Annotated in this window: 9 protein-coding genes; all 9 read left to right on the top strand. The window is 40.3% G+C overall.

From position 1 onward, the window contains the following. Positions 1 to 310: 310 nt before the first annotated feature. On the top strand, positions 311 to 694 hold the full coding sequence (locus ACODJP_RS13275) for a helix-turn-helix domain-containing protein (protein ID WP_319776894.1): 384 nt from the start codon (positions 311 to 313) through the stop codon (positions 692 to 694). Then, on the top strand, positions 694 to 2,094 hold the full coding sequence (locus ACODJP_RS13270) for an ImmA/IrrE family metallo-endopeptidase (RefSeq protein ID WP_422482307.1): 1,401 nt from the start codon (positions 694 to 696) through the stop codon (positions 2,092 to 2,094). The genes ACODJP_RS13275 and ACODJP_RS13270 overlap by 1 nt, the downstream gene beginning before the upstream one ends. Positions 2,095 to 2,799: 705 nt before the next feature. Further along, the gene (locus tag ACODJP_RS13265; protein ID WP_422482305.1) at positions 2,800 to 3,306 is read left to right on the top strand and encodes a BrxE family protein; all 507 of its coding nucleotides are present in this window, start codon (positions 2,800 to 2,802) and stop codon (positions 3,304 to 3,306) included. Further along, the gene (locus tag ACODJP_RS13260; protein ID WP_422482303.1) at positions 3,306 to 4,082 is read left to right on the top strand and encodes a BrxA family protein; all 777 of its coding nucleotides are present in this window, start codon (positions 3,306 to 3,308) and stop codon (positions 4,080 to 4,082) included. Before ACODJP_RS13265 ends, ACODJP_RS13260 begins: the two co-directional genes overlap by 1 nt. Further along, positions 4,063 to 4,635 carry a BREX protein BrxB domain-containing protein gene (locus tag ACODJP_RS13255; RefSeq protein ID WP_422482301.1) on the top strand — a complete coding sequence of 191 codons (573 nt, stop codon included), beginning with the start codon at positions 4,063 to 4,065 and terminating at the stop codon, positions 4,633 to 4,635. The genes ACODJP_RS13260 and ACODJP_RS13255 overlap by 20 nt, the downstream gene beginning before the upstream one ends. Before the next feature lie 21 nt (positions 4,636 to 4,656). After that, positions 4,657 to 8,295, top strand: a complete 3,639-nt coding sequence (gene brxC / locus ACODJP_RS13250) for a BREX system P-loop protein BrxC (protein WP_422482299.1) — start codon at positions 4,657 to 4,659, stop codon at positions 8,293 to 8,295. Between the two features lies 1 nt (position 8,296). After that, a complete protein-coding gene (gene pglX, locus ACODJP_RS13245; RefSeq protein ID WP_422482297.1) occupies positions 8,297 to 12,586 on the top strand; it encodes a BREX-1 system adenine-specific DNA-methyltransferase PglX in 4,290 nt (1,429 codons plus the stop codon). Next, the gene (locus tag ACODJP_RS13240) at positions 12,586 to 15,108 is read left to right on the top strand and encodes a PglZ domain-containing protein (protein ID WP_422482295.1); all 2,523 of its coding nucleotides are present in this window, start codon (positions 12,586 to 12,588) and stop codon (positions 15,106 to 15,108) included. Before pglX ends, ACODJP_RS13240 begins: the two co-directional genes overlap by 1 nt. A gap of 3 nt (positions 15,109 to 15,111) precedes the next feature. Continuing rightward, positions 15,112 to 17,205 (top strand): BREX system Lon protease-like protein BrxL, encoded by a 2,094-nt coding sequence (gene brxL / locus ACODJP_RS13235; RefSeq protein ID WP_422482293.1) that lies wholly within the window; start codon positions 15,112 to 15,114, stop codon positions 17,203 to 17,205. Positions 17,206 to 17,631 lie beyond the last annotated feature (426 nt).

Genomic DNA, 17,631 nt, shown 5'->3' with positions numbered 1-17,631 from the left:
CGTCAACACTTGTGGTGTGACAGGCTGCTGCATCAGGATTCCTCGCCCTAAACGTTGTCAGGCTCGAATCGATTTTATTGTTGAATCGAAGCAACACATACCTCAAAAAAAATGCAGCCCGAAGGCTTTGGAAATATGGTGTTGCATCGAATCAACAGAGTGAAAGTACAATAATTGTTGCTTCGAGTCAACACAAAATGAGAAGATTTGAAAAAATGTTGACTAGAATCAACATATTTGGTAGTATCTACCTGTTACTGAACATTTTGACTGCTATCGAAGGTGAATAACGAGAGAAAAGGGGATGGATATGAGCGAAAGCGAACTCACATTGGGAAAAGTCATTCAGGAAAAACGTGAAAAGCTTGATATGACCCAACGGGAACTTGCCCGGGCTATACACCTCAATCATGCCACCATCTCACGAATCGAAAACAATCCAGATATCGTGGCTGATCCAAGTACTCTGAAAGCTATTGCGCAGGCGCTGCACATTGACTACAATTACCTTCTCAGTTTGAACAAGACGATTGATGATGACAAGGATATCAGGATTATTGCGCGTGCGTCGAAGTCCATGTCCGAAGACGATAGGGAGCGGATGATGGAAATCCTACGAAACAATTTTGCTACAGCCTTCCAGGATGCTGATAGCGACGGAGTCATCGAGCCCCAGGCTTCTGATGACTTCTGATGCGACTGAATCCAGATTATCAGCAACCCATTATAGAGGCCTTGATCGTACTTGAGGACGCCGGCATTGACCGGTTTCCGGTGAGTCTGCATGCGATCCAACATCAATTCCGTAACTTATTCCAGATCCGATCTTATGGATCAATTATGGAACAATTGGGCATCTCGAGAGAGGAGTGCTTCAAGTATCTTGGATCGGAGGATGGTGTTGTTGCCTCTGTTGGTGGAAATGGAAAATACATTATCTACTATAATGAAAAAATGAGTAAGCGACGTACCAGATTTACCATCGCACATGAAATGGGACATATTTTTCTTGCACACCATGACGAATATGAAAAAGCTATTCTTGCAAGGGGAGGAATAGGGAAAATCCTGTACGACCGGCTGGAGAATGAAGCTAGTTGCTTTGCTAGGAATTTGCTTTGTCCTGCCTACCATGTAGAGAAGCTGCTGGAGTCACACGGGTTCACGAAAGCATCCAGGAAAAAGGATGGATGGGTGAGAACCAAATGGACTCAAATCACTGAAAACCTTGAAGTAATTTTTCATGCGGAGGATCTTGTTGAGAGTGCATTTGATGTTTCATCTGCAGCCGCGGAAGCACGAATGGGCTTTTTGTATACCGACTTGAAGAAATGCCGTGATTACTCAATAAATTGTGAATCAACTGAACACATCAAGCATGCTGCAACCTGGTATTGCTCTCACTGTGGTTGGGAAAGGATGCCCGGGGCTTCCCATTGCTTCGAGTGTGGCAGAAAACACTTCTCATTCAAGGTTAATACTTTTGGGATCAGCTACAGGGATCTTGGAGTCAACACTCACACACAATTTTCCCCATGCCCTGTCTGTGGGAATGAGATTTTCTCAGAAGACGCTGGATACTGCAGGATATGCGGTACTCCATTATCAAATCCATGTACACATGATCCTACGCACCTCAATCATCCAGAGGCGAAACATTGCTATGCATGTGGGAAACCTACTGCGTTCAAAGATAGCGAATACCATATACAGATAAAACAAAGCTTAGAAAAATATGCTGAAGGAGACTTCTCGATGATATATAAGTCCGGAATCAAATACGATCGAAATACAAACAGAGTCAAGGAATGCCCACGGTGCCAAAACGAAGAATTCAGTGCTGATGCCACATATTGCAGGATTTGTGGGTTGCCATTGGTGAACAATTGCATACCTGGTCAATGGGAGGATGATTTCGGTAACAGATATCCGCGGGACCCCCACGAAAACCTACCAGACTCAAGGTTTTGTGAACAGTGCGGTGAGCCAACGGTATATTTCCAGAACAAGCTCCTAAAGACGTATAGAGAGATCCTGGGATTGCCAGAGGCGGAAGATGATGGGGATGAATTTGATCCCGACATACCATTCTGAGGTTTATTATCCCGACGACCTTGGGAAAGGGCGACATTGAAAGATGATAGCTCTACTTCGTCGTTCAGATAATTGTTGATCTGATAATCTGGGAATTTTCGCCAATTCATTTTGCTCTATTTCATATTACTCGCGGTTATCATCGTCGCGTTCTTATATGGCTTGTCGGTCATATATTGATTTGGATCCGATGGAAACAATCCTGTCGCATATCTTGACTTTTTGAGTTTAACTTATACATGTCACCCTAGCTATATCTGTCAGGCGTTTATCGATAGAGCACGGCGGTTGTTTTCGATATCATTCAAGAAAGGTACTGTAACACTCAAATTACAAGCCAACTCATGTAAGCAGATCAGCTTCGCGTCTCAATTGTATATAAGGTATTCTCTAAAAGTCATGGTTGAATTCTTCATAATCATCGGCATCTGTGTACGACTGATATTTAGCAGATTTTCTATATCGAGGATAGTGCATCACATGAAATCGGGAAGAAAAATTTTTGATAAAAAGGAATAAAGAAGTTTTTAGCAATATGTGAGAAGAGGCGAGAATATTTATGAAATGCCACTCAGGGTCAACAAAATATTTTTTAAGGTGTTAAATCACCTCATAACCAAGTATAATAAAAGTATCGTGTTGACGATACTTTTAAGGATAAAAATAGACAGAGAGTTCTAGATAGGTAAAAAATCAGGTAATTATATGAATGACGATTTGTGGATAAAAATTTGTAAAACCCGTTTAGTTGTTGGGTATTTAGGTGAAAAGAACCAGAATGCTTGGTGGGATTGTAATTTTCTTTCAGCTTCAAGCAAGTCATTCCTAATTCCAGTGTTTCCAAAAACAATGGCTCTTGCACAGTATCACGGGGTATGTCGAGCAGCTGCGATTGTTCATGATGACCATATTGGTATAGGCAAGCATTTTCATTTGTATCGATTGCCTGATTCCATCGAGAGACATATTATTAGGCTATTTTCACAGGATGAATTAATCCAAGAAATGAACTCTTCTATAGAAAGCCAGGATTCCGCAATAAGATACTTAGAAAAGCATTCAGTGCCAATACAAAGTGCTGAAGGACCTGTAGTTCTAGGAGAGTATTCAGATTATGGTCTTTCAGAATTACTACCCAGGACCATTGCGAATTATTTTTTGGCCTTCACCGAAGGTCGAAAAGTGTTTCCATTTTATAGGAATAATGCCTGATGTATGGATACTACACTACACAACTCCAGGCCGGATTAGGATTGATAGAAGAAACAAAAACTCTCTTAACCATTTATAATAATGGTATGACAAATTCTGAGCTCTATTCTCAAGCTCTTGAATCTGGATTATTTCCTATGGTTTCAGCCCGACGTTTACGAAATATCATTGCCGAATGTTTTACTCCAAGATACTTGAAGACTAATTCTGCGATTTATCTGAAGGATCTTACACAAAAACTACCTACTCATATAATGATACAGTTTTTTTTGGTATTCACAGCTTTGGCAAACAGGATCCTCTTTGATTTTATAATAGATGTGTATTGGAATAGATACTCAAGTGGGTCTGAATCACTTTCAACCGAAGAAGCTCGAACCTTTGTTTCAAATGCTGTTTACGATGGGAAAACAGCCAAGATCTGGTCTGAATCAACAGTGAGAAGGATGTCTTCATATTTGATCGGGTGTTGTGCTGATTACGGATTGATCTCTTCAAAACGTAGTTCTAGCAGAGAAATGCAAGCTTTAAGATTGCATGAGCTAACGATGCTTTTCTTTGCGTATTGGTTGCATTTTAAAGACATTGGGGACAATCGCATCATCTCCCATGATATATGGAAGATCTTTGGGTTAGAGCCAAATGATGTGAAAGAAGAGTTAAAAAGAATTTCCAAGAAAGGCTGGATGATTGTCCAATCAGCTGGAGATGTTACTCGGATCAGCTGGACTTTTAACAATTTAGAGGAGGTTGTAAATGTCATCACTGAAAGCTGATTTTGCTGAATTGTTAGAACGTATTAAAGCAGGACGTGAATTTGGCCATGCCAGTTTTGAACCAATATATTATCTGGTTTTTTCTCCCGAGCAGATTATCGAAGTGAAACGCCAAATGCCTGCATGGACTGCCAAGCTTAAGAACGATGGATGGAATGTGAATATTTTCTCTATTGCATCTGAGATTAATAAAATACTTGAAGTAGCCCCACTTCGAAAAATCTGGTTGAGAGCTGATTCTAAAGCTCCTTTACAATGGGAGAAAACTAATAAAGCATTGGCAAATGCTCTCAGTAACGGTGCTCTGCAAAAGAAATTAGAGTGCATGCTAGAAAGCTTGGATAATGATTCTAGAAATATCCTACTAATTACTGATATTGAAGCACTTCATCCATATATGCGCATTGGCTCAATTGAAAGTCAGCTTCAAGGGAAGTTCAATATACCAACAATATTCTTCTACCCAGGGACTCGAACTGGCAAAACAAGATTGAAATTTTTAGGATTCTACCCCGAAGACGGTAATTATAGATCAGTCCATGTTGGCGGCTAAAAAAAAGAATAGGGAAACAAAATGGAAATTAAAACTTTATTTGATTCAAACAAAAATATTTATCGAACAATTGAGAAAGTTATCACGTATGGTGTTTCTCAGGAAGCTCGTCTTAAAGCAGAAATATCAGAATACATTGTTACTGAGAGCATTGAAGATCAATTTGAGAAGTTGCTTACTAAGATGCAAGCAGCTATGGAGGCTGGAAGTGAAAATGAAGTAGGGGTTTGGGTTTCAGGCTTCTATGGCTCGGGAAAAAGCTCTTTCACAAAATACCTCGGGCTTGCATTCGATGATAACATCAAAATCGATGGGATTCCCTTCATGCAGCATTTGCAAGACCGTCTGACCAAATTAAAAACAAAAGCTCTACTGAATACTGTTGCAAAACGATTTCCTGCAGCTGTATTGATGCTCGACCTTGCTAGTGAACAGGTGGCTGGGTCTACTATGGAAGAAGTATCAACAGTTCTTTACTACAAGGTGCTTCAATGGGCTGGTTATTCCCGAAATCTCAAAGTGGCCGCATTTGAGAGGAAGCTTAAAAAAGATGGCCGTTATGATGAATTCCTGAATATTTTCAGAGAACAGACAGACGGTGAAGAATGGAGTAACTATCGTAATGATGAGCTGATAGTGGACAGCCTTATTCCTGAAATCGCCCACCTGATGTATCCTGCATTGTTCAAAACGTCGACTTCATTCTCGACGGAAGCCAGTGAGGTGATTAGGTTTGAAAATGACCGGGTAGGTGAAATGCTGGAAATTGCACGCGAGGCAACCGGAAAGGACTACATAATTTTCATAATTGATGAGGTAGGTCAATATGTGGGTTCTCGACCGAATCTAATTCTTAACCTAGACGGACTGGCAAAGAATCTAAAAAACATTGGGAATGGGAAAGTCTGGATTATCGGAACCGCTCAGCAGACTTTGACCGAGGATGATCCAAAGGCTTCACTAAATTCTCCTGAACTATACAAGTTAAAAGACAGATTTCCCATACAGATAGATCTCGAAGCAAATGATATCAAAGAAATTTGTTATACTCGTTTGCTAAGTAAATCGCAGTCTGGGGAAGCTCAACTGGGTTCTCTTTTTGATTCATATGGGCAGATGTTACGACAGAATACCAAACTTGTTGATGCCAGAGTGTATGGGGCCGATTTTGATCGGCAAACATTTATTAATCTCTATCCATTTCTCCCAGCACATTTTGATATACTTCTACATTTACTTGGGGCATTGGCTAAAAGTACTGGCGGTATAGGACTTCGTTCTGCTATTAAAGTTGTTCAGGATATTCTTGTTGAAGGGGCAGATGGAGAAAAACCAATTGCTGATCAAATGGTCGGTTGGCTTACAACTACTGTTACACTTTATGATTCTCTAGAAAAAGATATAGCTCGTGCATTTCAATCGCTTTACCAGTCTGTAGGTAAAGTTAAGATTCGATTTCCTGAAAAATCTGTTCATTTGCGTATAGCGAAGACAGTCTGTGTTTTACAAATCTTAGGGAATTTGCCGATTACAGTTCAGAATGTTGCAAGTCTTATGCACCCTGGTATTAATGATGCATCGCTTTTTGATTCAGTAAAACAAGCTGCAGAAGAATTGATTAGTGACTCTTTTGTTCCTTTTGGAGAACAAGAGGGACAATTACGGTTTTTTAGTGAAAAGCTTAATGATATTGAAATAGATCGGGCTAATATTCCTCTCAAAACAGTTGAACTTCGTCGTATACAGAATGAAGCATTGCAAGAGGTTTACTCACCTCTACCTAGCACTCATTTGAATGGTACTCTGTCTGTTCAAACTGGTTTGAAGGCTCAGGCTTCTAATGGCATGCTGATTTCTCTTGCAGGTGATCGGCACACAGTTCAGACAATTGTGGGAATAGTAGATCCTATCGAATATGAAAACACAATAGTTAAACTTACAGAAGAAAGCCGGCAAAAAACAGCTCAATATAACATTTTCCTTTTAGGTCGATCGACACCCGATATGGATGACCTTATTAGTGAAATTTATAGGAGCCGAGAGATTGTCAGTAAATATCGGAGTGAGCCAGACCAAGAAGTTAAAGAATACTGCAAAGGCCAAGCAGATAGAGCTAATCGGTTGATTGGAGAATTAGAGCGTTTACTTAAACGTAGTTTGGTCCAAGGGTCTTTTATTTTCAGAGGAGAAATAACCGCAGTTGAAAACTTAAACCAGGATCTTATAGAAGCATCTCGCAAACAATTAACTTCGGTTGCTGTCCAAGTGTTTGATCGGTATTCAGAAGCACCCACAAGGGCCGGAACAGATCTTGCGGAAAATTTTTTACGTCTAAGATTGAATGGAGTGACTTCACAAACAGATCCGTTGAACCTCGTACAAACTCATGGAGGAAGGCCATTTATCAACGTTGATCACAAAGCAATAACTAGTGTTCGTGATATGATTGATCGACAAGGTTCTGTTGAAGGTAAAAGATTAATTGAGATATTCTCTGATGCTCCTTTTGGTTGGTCTCAAGATACATTGCGATATCTGATAGCAGCAATGTTGGTCGCAGGTGAGATAAAACTTAAAGTAGCAGGCCGTGAAGTTACGGTTAATGGTCAGCAAGCCATTGATGCATTAAAGACCAATAATTCATTCAAACCTGTTGGGATAACTCTCCGGGAAAGACGACCGAGCAATGAGATACTTGCAAAAGCTGCAGATAGATTAACTGAGCTAAGCGGGGAAAGTGTCCTTCCTCTAGAAGATGAGATCAGCAAAGCAACTACAAAGTTATTTCCTCAATTACAACAAGACTATAGTCCTATAGCTGAAAAATTAAAATTATTAAATCTTCCAGGTGTTGATCGCTTAGATACGTTAAGTCAGGACATAAAGGATTTGCTGTTTAGTGATGGATCTGATGCTCCACAACGTCTTGGTGGCGAGGAATCAATCTTGTACGCTAATTTGAAATGGGCATCAGAATTGAAGCGTTCTCTAGACCAAGGACTTGAAGATACACTTCGCCAATTACATGAACAAAGAAGAGTGATTGACTCGTTACCAAACAGCGGTAATCCTGGTATGCTTAAAAGTGATTTGAGAGATGTTTTCCAGCAAATTGATGAACGTTTAAGACAACTAGAATTCTTTAAGCATGGTACAGAATTGGCATCATCTTTAACTTATATCAATACACAGATAAGAGATGCGATTCATCTAATGGTTGAGGATCAAGAAACCCATATCAAAGAAGGAGCACAGGATTTTAACCGAATTCCTGAATGGAAAGAGCTGACAAGTCAGGAACAGAATAATTTACTTGCAGATCTTGAAGCACTTAAAATTGAAGTCAACAATGATCTATCTGGCTTACGAGCTTTAGTAAATCAAGAGTATACAATTCAAAATAGAGTCCTTGAATTAAAGTCTAGTATTAAAAAGATTGGGCAACAGCGTTTGCAGGAAAAAGTAAAAGAAGAGCAGGAAGAGGCTAAGAAAACAGGAAAAAAAATAACCCGAAAGATGACTGCAAAGAGACAAATAACAAAGATTAGTGATCTTGATGAACTGATAAGAGAGCTCCATGAATTCCGGAGTGAACTACAGTATGCACATGAGTTCGAACTCACTTTTAGTGTAGATGAGAATTCTCTGGAGGAAGCATAATATGGCATTCGACCAGAGTACGCGGAATCGCTTGCAAAAGTTTGTTTCTGAATCACGTTCAATCTTAACTGAAGAGTTTACACGGCAATTACAGGCGATCTATGGAATGGACCCAAAAAATGGGTCGGTTGCAGAGATGACATCTCTCAGCTTCTTAGATAACCAAGGAAGGCAGACTGCAATAATTCTTAGAGAGACTCTAGAACACTATAAAGCATCCCTAACGATAAAATCAGAAAAAGAAAGAAATAAACAAGGGATTGAACGAATCATCAGGGAACAATCTTTTACTGTCCTTAATCGTTTTGGAGCTCTGCGAATGGCCGAAGCGAGAGGTTTCTTGTTGGAGTCCATTGCGAACGGCTATAGTTCGAAGGGCTTTCAATTGTACAAGAATCTAGCAGGTTCAGCATTAGGTGAAACTGGTGATGCCTATCAGCAATACCTATTCAGTATATTTGATGAATTTAGCCAGGAACTTGCAGCATTATTTGATCGAAATAATAGTCAAGGACTTTTATTCCCCAGAGAATCAGCATTCTTGTCTTTGCTAAATCAGATCAACCATTTTGAAATCGAACACCTCTGGACTGAGGACGAAACAATTGGCTGGATCTACCAGTATTTCAATACGCAGGAAGAACGCAGAAAAATGCGGGTTGAGTCCCAAGCTCCTCGTAATGGCAGGGAACTAGCCGTGCGAAATCAATTCTTCACTCCACGGTATGTTGTTGAATTTTTAACCGATAACACCTTAGGAAAAATCTGGTATGAGATGACTCAGGGCAAAACTTCGCTTGTTGAAAAATGCCGCTACCTGGTTCGCCACCCCAATGAAATTTTCTTAGCTAAAGGCGAGTCCGCTCCAGAAAACGAGTCAGAAGACCATGAAAAATTATCTCAAGAAGAATTGCTTAAACAACCGGTTTATATTCCTTTCAGGGAACTTAAAGACCCTCGCGAATTACGTATGCTCGACCCCGCCTGCGGATCCATGCACTTTGGGCTCTACGCCTTCGATCTGTTCGAGAAAATTTATGAAGAAGCATGGCAACTGGAGACCGAATTGGGGCTTGAAGCATTCTGTCTTTCTACAAGATTGAAACCCTTGCAGGCGACCTATTCCAGTTTTAAAGAATATCAAAAGGCCATCCCTAAACTGATTATTGAATGCAACATTCACGGTGTGGATATTGATCCTCGAGCGGTGCAAATCGCAGGACTCTCTCTTTGGCAACGGGCACAACGGGCTTGGCATCAGATTGGGATTAAGCCGAATCAAAGGCCAACGATCAAGAAGTCCAATATCGTCTGTGCCGAACCGATGCCTGGGGAAAAAGAGATGTTGCTCGAGTTCACTTCCAACTTATATCCGCCGGTATTGGGACAGTTAGTAGAAACCATTTTTGACAAGATGAAGCTGGCGGGAGAGGCTGGAACTCTTTTGAAAATCGAAGAGGAAATAGCTTCAACTGCTGGCAAGGCTAAAGATGAGTTCTACAAGGAACTGCTGTACCGTAAGGAAGAGCAGGGGTATTTTCCTGGCTTTGCGCCTAAACGCGAAGCTGCGTTTTTTGATTTTACAGAGCTGGCTGATGGAACTAGCTTTTGGGATACTGCTGAAGAAAGCATTTTGGGAGCGTTAAGCGCCTATGCAGATCAGGCAGTATCCGGTGATGGTCAAAAACGGCTTTTTGCTGAAGATGCGGCGAAAGGATTTGCGTTTATTGATCTTTGTCGGAAACAGTTTGACATCATGTTACAAAATCCACCGTTTGGGGAGCCTGCAAAACAAAGCAAGACATATATTGACAAGTGCTACCCCTCATGCTCCCGAGACATACTCCAGGCATTTGTCGAACGCCTACTTACCCTATCAACTCCAAATGGAGTAGTTGGGACGCTAAGTGCACGTACAGGGTTTTTTCTGGGAGATAGCAAACACTGGCGTAACAATGTTGTATTCAAAAACCGACTAGAACTGTTTGCTGATTTAGGACTTGGCGTGCTTGATGACGCACTAGTTGAGGTTGCTGCTTATGTTATAGGCAAGGGGGAGCCTGATGGGGTCGTCACCTACGCTACAAGGCATTTATCGACTCGAGATAAGGAAACTGCACTAGGTAAAGATGTAGATAAACTCGTTTATAATTTCGGTAAAGGCAGTAATTTTATACCCTTCAAACAAGCACTCATTCAGCATATTCCGGACTATACATTTGCTTATTGGGCACCACAAAATCTCATTCGACGATACCCCAATACATCGACTTTTCTTGAATCAATAGGAAAAGTTAGGCAGGGGATTGCCACTGCGGATGATTTTCGATTTGCGAGACTCTCCTGGGAGGTGGCTTCAGAAAACATCGGAAAAGATAAAAGATGGGTCAGATTTTCCAAAGGCGGAGAATACTCGCCACCGTATGATGATGTTCATCTTCTCGTTGACTGGGGTGATGGAAAACAGCTAGGCGCCTTTGATGGTGCTAGATTTCAGAACGTAAATGCAATGTTCCACAAGGGCGTAACATACACGGTGCGTACTGCTAGTGCATTTGCAGGTAAGATCTTACCTGAGGGATGTGTTTTTAGTCATAACGCTCAAACTTGGCAACACAAAGATGATAAGCATTTGCTTTCTTCTATAGCTTACATGATGTGTCGAGTCCCTCAGACTTTTATAGAGTTGGGTGTAGGTAGTGGCGATATTGCAACAGCAGGCAGTGCTGCGCGTCGCTATACTACTGCTGTTATTGAAGGAGTCCCCATTCAAAACCTAGGGGTTTTGACTAACGAGACTAGCCAGTCACTAATTAAGCAAGTACTTGATGCAAAACTCATAGAGTTATCCTTCGATGAAACTAGTGCTGATTTTAAAAATCTATTTGTTCATCAAGATGGGAAAACCCTCAACGAAATAACGGAAGCGGTTAAGAGTAAAATACTTAGAGCTAAGGAAATAGCTCTTTACGCTAGTTTTGAGATAGATAAATTAGTAACTAACTCATTTAATCTAAACTCAATAGAGTCAGACTTCGTTGATTCTGAGGTGGGTGTTCATCCATGTAATTACACCAAAGATCCGGACGTAAACTTGCTAGATTACTTGCAAAATTTGGACGAAGAAGCGCTCATTAACAAGTCCGTTGAGTTGCATGGGGCAAAACGCTATTTCACAAAAAAATCATATTTTGTGGATAGACGAATAGAAATTCTTGCCCATGCACTTCAATCATCACCTAAGAAAATAATTGAAATTCTTCAAAGTACACTGACGGGATTTGAAACCAAAGAAGTAGCAAAAAGTATTCTGTCGGAGTGCATCGGTATTGCATTTAAACGATGGTCGAAAAAGGTTTGTACGACGGAACTTAGAGAACCGTTTGCTCCTTTACCTAATATCGCTCCTGCGGCATTATCCGATTTTGCAGATAATGGTGCTGTTCCGGAGAGTACTCATACAGGTATTATGGTTATCGACGAGCTCTCACCGCTCAACTTATGTGCCATTATCGAGAAAGAGCTCTCCTCAATAAAGAATGAATCTCTGCTGGATGAGTGCCTCATAGATCTTGGTGCTAAAAATTTAGCAACCTATTTTTCAACCCCAAAATTTTTCTTTTCAGATCATTTGTCACGTTATAGCAAAAGCCGTCGCCAAGCTCCCATCTACTGGCCTCTTCAAACACCTTCTGGTTCCTATACCTTATGGGTATATTACCATCGTCTGACCGAGCAGACTCTTTATACCTGTGTCAATGATTTTCTTGAAGGACCAAAAGGGAAATTAACTGAAGTTTCTGAGGCCCTGAACGAACTTCGTAATAAATCAGCGCGCAGCGGTGCCGAAGAGCAAGATTTGGCCAGGTTTAGCGACCTGGAAGCGGAATTGAAGGATTTTCGGGATGAGCTGCTCCGTCTATCAAAATTTTGGAAGCCAAATCTGAACGACGGTGTCCAGATCACTGCTGCGCCGCTATGGAAGCTGTTTCAGCATAAGCAGTGGCAAAAGAAACTCAAAGAGACCTGGGAGAAACTTGAAAGAGGTGATTATGACTGGGCGCATCTGGCTTACAGTATCTGGCCAGAGAGAGTATTGAGGAAATGTCATGAGGATCGAAGCCTGGCTATTGCTCATGATGTAGAAAGTGATTTCTGGGAAGAAGTTGAAATACCTGTGATTCGTCAAGGGAAAGATACAGGTGGAATCAAAGTCGAATGGCACCCTAAAAAACTTAATGAAAATGAGTTGAAACAAATAATCACTCAGAAAATTGCGGAGTTGAAATAATGGATATCAAAGATTTTATTAAAGAGAATATACTCGTACCACGATTACATAAGAAGCAGGTTCTTGTAGTCTACGATCCTGACTTTCGCTATCGTGATTTGTGCATTGAGTTTTCTGATGATAGAATTGTGGTTGTTGATGCAAGTGAATCCAGTATTATAAGCCGAGCACAAGCTATCGAATCATTGACAGCACTGGGCCGAAATGAGATCGATCAGCTATTAATATACATCCCAAAAGAGAAGCCAATAGAGGAAGAAGATAAACAGAGAGATCCGTTCTCTTTCTATATGATCTGCGGTGCTGTTTTCCCAGATGGCGATGGAGATACCTATCTCAGTATATGTTTGAAGGCAAAGCCAGATCATCAGACTCAGGTCCGTTCTGTTTTTAAAGAAAACAAAAATCCCAGTTTTTCTGTTATTGATGCTATTGGTGGGGGATTAAGCTGGCCAAATCTTCGAGTTCTACTTAATGTGAAGTCAACGCGAGAAATTTTGTTTTCACTACTAGCACCCAATGAAAAACAACTTGATGCTCTTAAAAATGGAGAGAGCTGGGTTTCAGAAGTCAAAGATCTATTAGATGGAAGTATAGGGTTGACTCTGAAAACTAAGGGGAAAACTTGGAATTCCATCGCTGATGAACTCTGGAGATATCTATTATTCAGTGAGTTTGTATTTGACTTGCCAGAAAACCTACCTCCAAGCCTAATAGATGTCCCACATGCAAATGATAATGCAAAACCTTTAATAGAGGATATCTGTGAGAGCCTTCGAAGTGATCGCCGTACTCGAGATATCTATATACAAAGAGCTGAAAATGTTGAACAGATACTTAACTTGGCAGAATATTGCCATGAAATAGAGAATTTAGGTATACGTGACACTTTCCCTTTCGAAGAGCGAACATTTTTACACCAGACAGTAAAATCTCTTGTTACTGGGAATATCGATGCTGCTCGTGACATTCTTTCCCGTCATTCAGAATCTGTTTGGATTGGCAAAGGTGAAAGCCAGGTTCAATGGGATTTTCTCCACTCTTCCTTAAACTTGATAGAAAAATGTCAGGATAACGAAAGGGATCTGAGTGAAAATGCCAAGTCAATGGAAGACCTCATAGACTTTTATATTCGACAGATGAGAGAGGTTGATCATAGTCATCGGGAATTTGAACAAGCTGCAAATGACGTAATCTGGCAGGATGATCAAAGTTTGATGGTTCCTGTACTGAATTATGTTCGTAAGCAATACGGAAAGTTGTTAGAGAAAGTACAATTTATTTTTACTAAACATCTTAAGGAAACAGGGTGGCCTCTAATCGGTCGATTATCTAATTCAGATGTCTTTGATAAAATAATTTCTCCAAAACTTGAAGCAAGTGGCAACAAAGTTGCGTTTATTATGGTAGATGCATTGCGTTATGAGCTGGGGCTAGAACTGGAAAAACAATTATCTGAAGATGCGCAAGTAGAGATTTCTCATGCATTGGTGCAACTGCCAAGTGTTACTACTGTAGGGATGGCTAGTTTGCTTCCTGGTGCATCTACGGACTTCCAATTGGTGAAAAAGGAATCGGGTTTTGTGCCATCTATTAATGGACAGGATGTGGGTAATGTAACTCAGCGAATGGAGCTTATCCGCAAAAAGTATGGGAATCGTTTCCAGGAGGGACGTCTCGATAAATTTTTAAAAAAGGAGATTGAGATTTCTCCTGACATCGATTTGCTTGTCCTTCGATCGGTAGAGATTGACACCTCTTTTGAGAGCAACCCTGATACAGCTCCAAATGAACTAATAAATACTTTAAAAAAAATTCGTAGAGCTGTGCACACTTTAAGTAAGATAGGCTTTTGTGAAGTGATCATTGCCACCGACCATGGATTCTTTATGAATACTCATGCTGGCCCTGGCGATACGTGTTCAAAGCTACCAGGAGATTGGATTAATATTCATGAAAGGTCATTGCTAGGGAATGGAGTTCCTGATCCCAAACATTTCTGTGTTCAAGCTGATAAAGCAGGAATAAAAGGAGATTTTCATTTTTTTGCAGGTCCTTTGAGTTTGGCTTCCTACAAAAGCGGAATGCTGTATTATCATGGAGGATGTTCTCTGCAGGAATGTATTGTTCCAGTGATCCAGTTGAACTTTAAAAAGCAGCTTACACCGGTCGGTAATGATGTCTCGATTGAACTAAATTATAAAAATGGAGCAAAATATATTACCACGAGATTGCCAGTTATCGAAGTATCTGCCAATTCACAAAGTTTATTCTCTGTTGATAAGGATTATGAAGTCTTACTTGAAGCCTATAACAAGAAGGGCGAAATCGTCGGAGAAGCAAAACGAGGAGGGGTTGTTGGAGCTTCAACTGGTACGCTATCACTTCTTGCTGGGGAGCGAGTTCAGGTAACTATGAAAATGGATTTAAATTTTGAAGGAAAGTTTACGATCAAAGCTTTTAATCCAACGACGATGACAGTCTATGATCAGATAGAACTTGTCACAGACTACACGGTATAACACATGGATGCATTAGATAAAAAAGTTAATTCAGTCTATGAGGGCAAAGTTGTTCGCAAAGATTTGGTCCATCGAATAAAGAAAGGTACAAATGTTCCAACGTTTGTTCTTGAATTCTTATTGGCTCGCTATTGTGCAAGTGATGATCTTGCGGAAATCCAAGCGGGATTGGAGGCAGTATTAGAAACTTTAAATGATAACTATGTCAGACCGAATGAAGCTAATAAGGCACAATCATTGGTGGCGACCAAAGGGAGTTATCGGTTTATTGACAAGGTGCATGTGAACTATATCGAAAAGGATAGACGACATTGGGCGGCCTTGGAGAATTTTGATTCACAGAGAGTGGCGATTAGCGAAAAGTTTTATCGTGATAATGATAGGCTTCTACAAGGGGGATTGTGGTCTGAAGTTAAGATATCCTACAATGAAATTGAAGATGATGACTATGCCTTCTATCTTGAAGATCTTCGTCCGATACAATTAAGCAGATTTGATTTTGAACGTTACTGCGAGGGGAGACAAAAATTTTCTCGAGATGAATGGATGGATCTGATTTTGCGATCTGTTGGATTGGAACCTTCAGAATTAGAGCACCGGATTAAGCTGCATTTCATGGCACGTCTAATTCCTCTCGTTGAGCCAAATTTTAATTTCATTGAACTTGGGCCGCGTGGAACTGGAAAATCCTATTTCTTTAGCGAATTTTCTCCGTATTCGACTCTCATCAGCGGAGGGCAGGCAACCAAAGCAACCCTCTTCTACAATAACCAAAGAAAGAAGATTGGATTAGTTGGATTCTGGGATATAGTCGCATTTGATGAAGTCGGTGGAATCAAGATTAAAGATCAGGATACTATTCAGATAATGAAAGACTTCATGGCGAATGGACGGTTTTCTCGTGGTGTTGAAGTCATAGCTGATGCTTCTTTAGCATTTGTTGGGAATCTTGACTTGTCTGTGCAGCAAATTGTTAATTCTGAAGTTTACGATCTGTTCCAACCTCTACCTAAGGAATTCGACCTGGCTGTTATGGACCGGTTTGCTTTATATCTTCCAGGATGGGAAATGCCAAAGAATAGCAGCAAATTTCTTACGAGCAATTATGGCTTCATAACTGACTATCTTGCTGAAGCTTTCCATCATCAGTTGAAGCACACTAATAGATATGAGGAGGTTAACTCTCGTATTAAGTTGGGACGATCAGTTGAAGGAAGAGACGAGAAAGGAATTAAGAAAACAGTCGCAGGATTCTTGAAGATACTGCACCCATCAGTTCCTCCGACTGACAAAGAATTTGAAGAGTATGTTGAATATGCTGTTGAATGTCGTAGACGTGTTAAAGAGCAAATGAACAAACGAAAGACCGATGATGAATTTGTAAAAATCAATCTGTCGTATATCAATAGTAGCAATGAAGAAATTGTTGTCTATTGCAACGAATCAAAACTTGCGATAGCAACACAAGAGCCATCAAGGCGAAATATACATGATGGGGATGCAACTGAAAAGAGTGGTTCCTCCGCAACATTTACACAGGAAGAAAAGTCTATTAGTAAAACTAGCCAACCAATAGATCATGAAGTATTATCACCAGCTACTAGAATCCCAGTAGAAGAAGACGAAGAAATAAAAGAACAGCACTTTACTATCCGTTATGGTGCAATAGGGTATAGTTATGAGTCTATCATGGGGGATTATTTACTTGGAGCAAAAGTCGTTGAAATAGATGATCCTTATTTGCGACTACCCCACCAAATTCAAAATTTTGTAAGGTTTTGTGAGGCTGTAGTAAAAAGTCCAACAGTAAAGACAATCAGATTATCAACAACCTATGATGAAAGCACTGATGTGAAAGAAATGTCCGATCATCTGAGTGATGTGCAGCAGAGTCTACTCGAAATGGATATTAAACTTGAAATCGACATAAATGAGTACTTGCACGATCGGGAGATTCGAATTGACAACGGATGGACTATCAAGATTGGGAGAGGTTTGGATTTCTACCAAAAACCAGACTCCTGGTTTGGTATAGGTGCAAACGATCTTAGTTTACGAAAATGTCTTGAGACTAAAATTGACATCTTCATGCGTTGATCTTGTCTGATACGGATGAGAGAGAAACCATGCCATAATTTTCTCGGAGATTTCAATATTTTTATGATTGTTCAGTAGGAGGTAGCCTTCAGTGTAGAGGTGTGTCTTCTTGAAACTAAATGGCATAAGAATCAACGGTATTGTTGAAAATACGAGTGTGCGTACCTGGGATAAAAATTGACGAAATTGAGTAGTCTAAATGAATAAGAAATCCTGAAAAACTGATAAAATAACGAAAAAATAAGTGTTTACAAAACAAACACTTGCATAGGGTAATCTTGTATCATGGGCAAGTTGTCATTGATGATGGATAGTCGAAATAAAGGTATACTATGGTACAAAATAAGAATTAATAGTGTAAGAAATCCACAGGCTGAGCCTGTGGTGCGATAGGTGGTTAGACCCGAACAAATGTTTCGAAAGAAA

It is taken from the genome of Pleomorphochaeta sp. DL1XJH-081 (genome assembly GCF_049310885.1).
GTDB lineage: Bacteria > Spirochaetota > Spirochaetia > Sphaerochaetales > Sphaerochaetaceae > CAYZJV01.
Note: the sequence above shows the minus strand (reverse complement) of the source record. Positions and strands in the feature narration are given on the sequence as shown.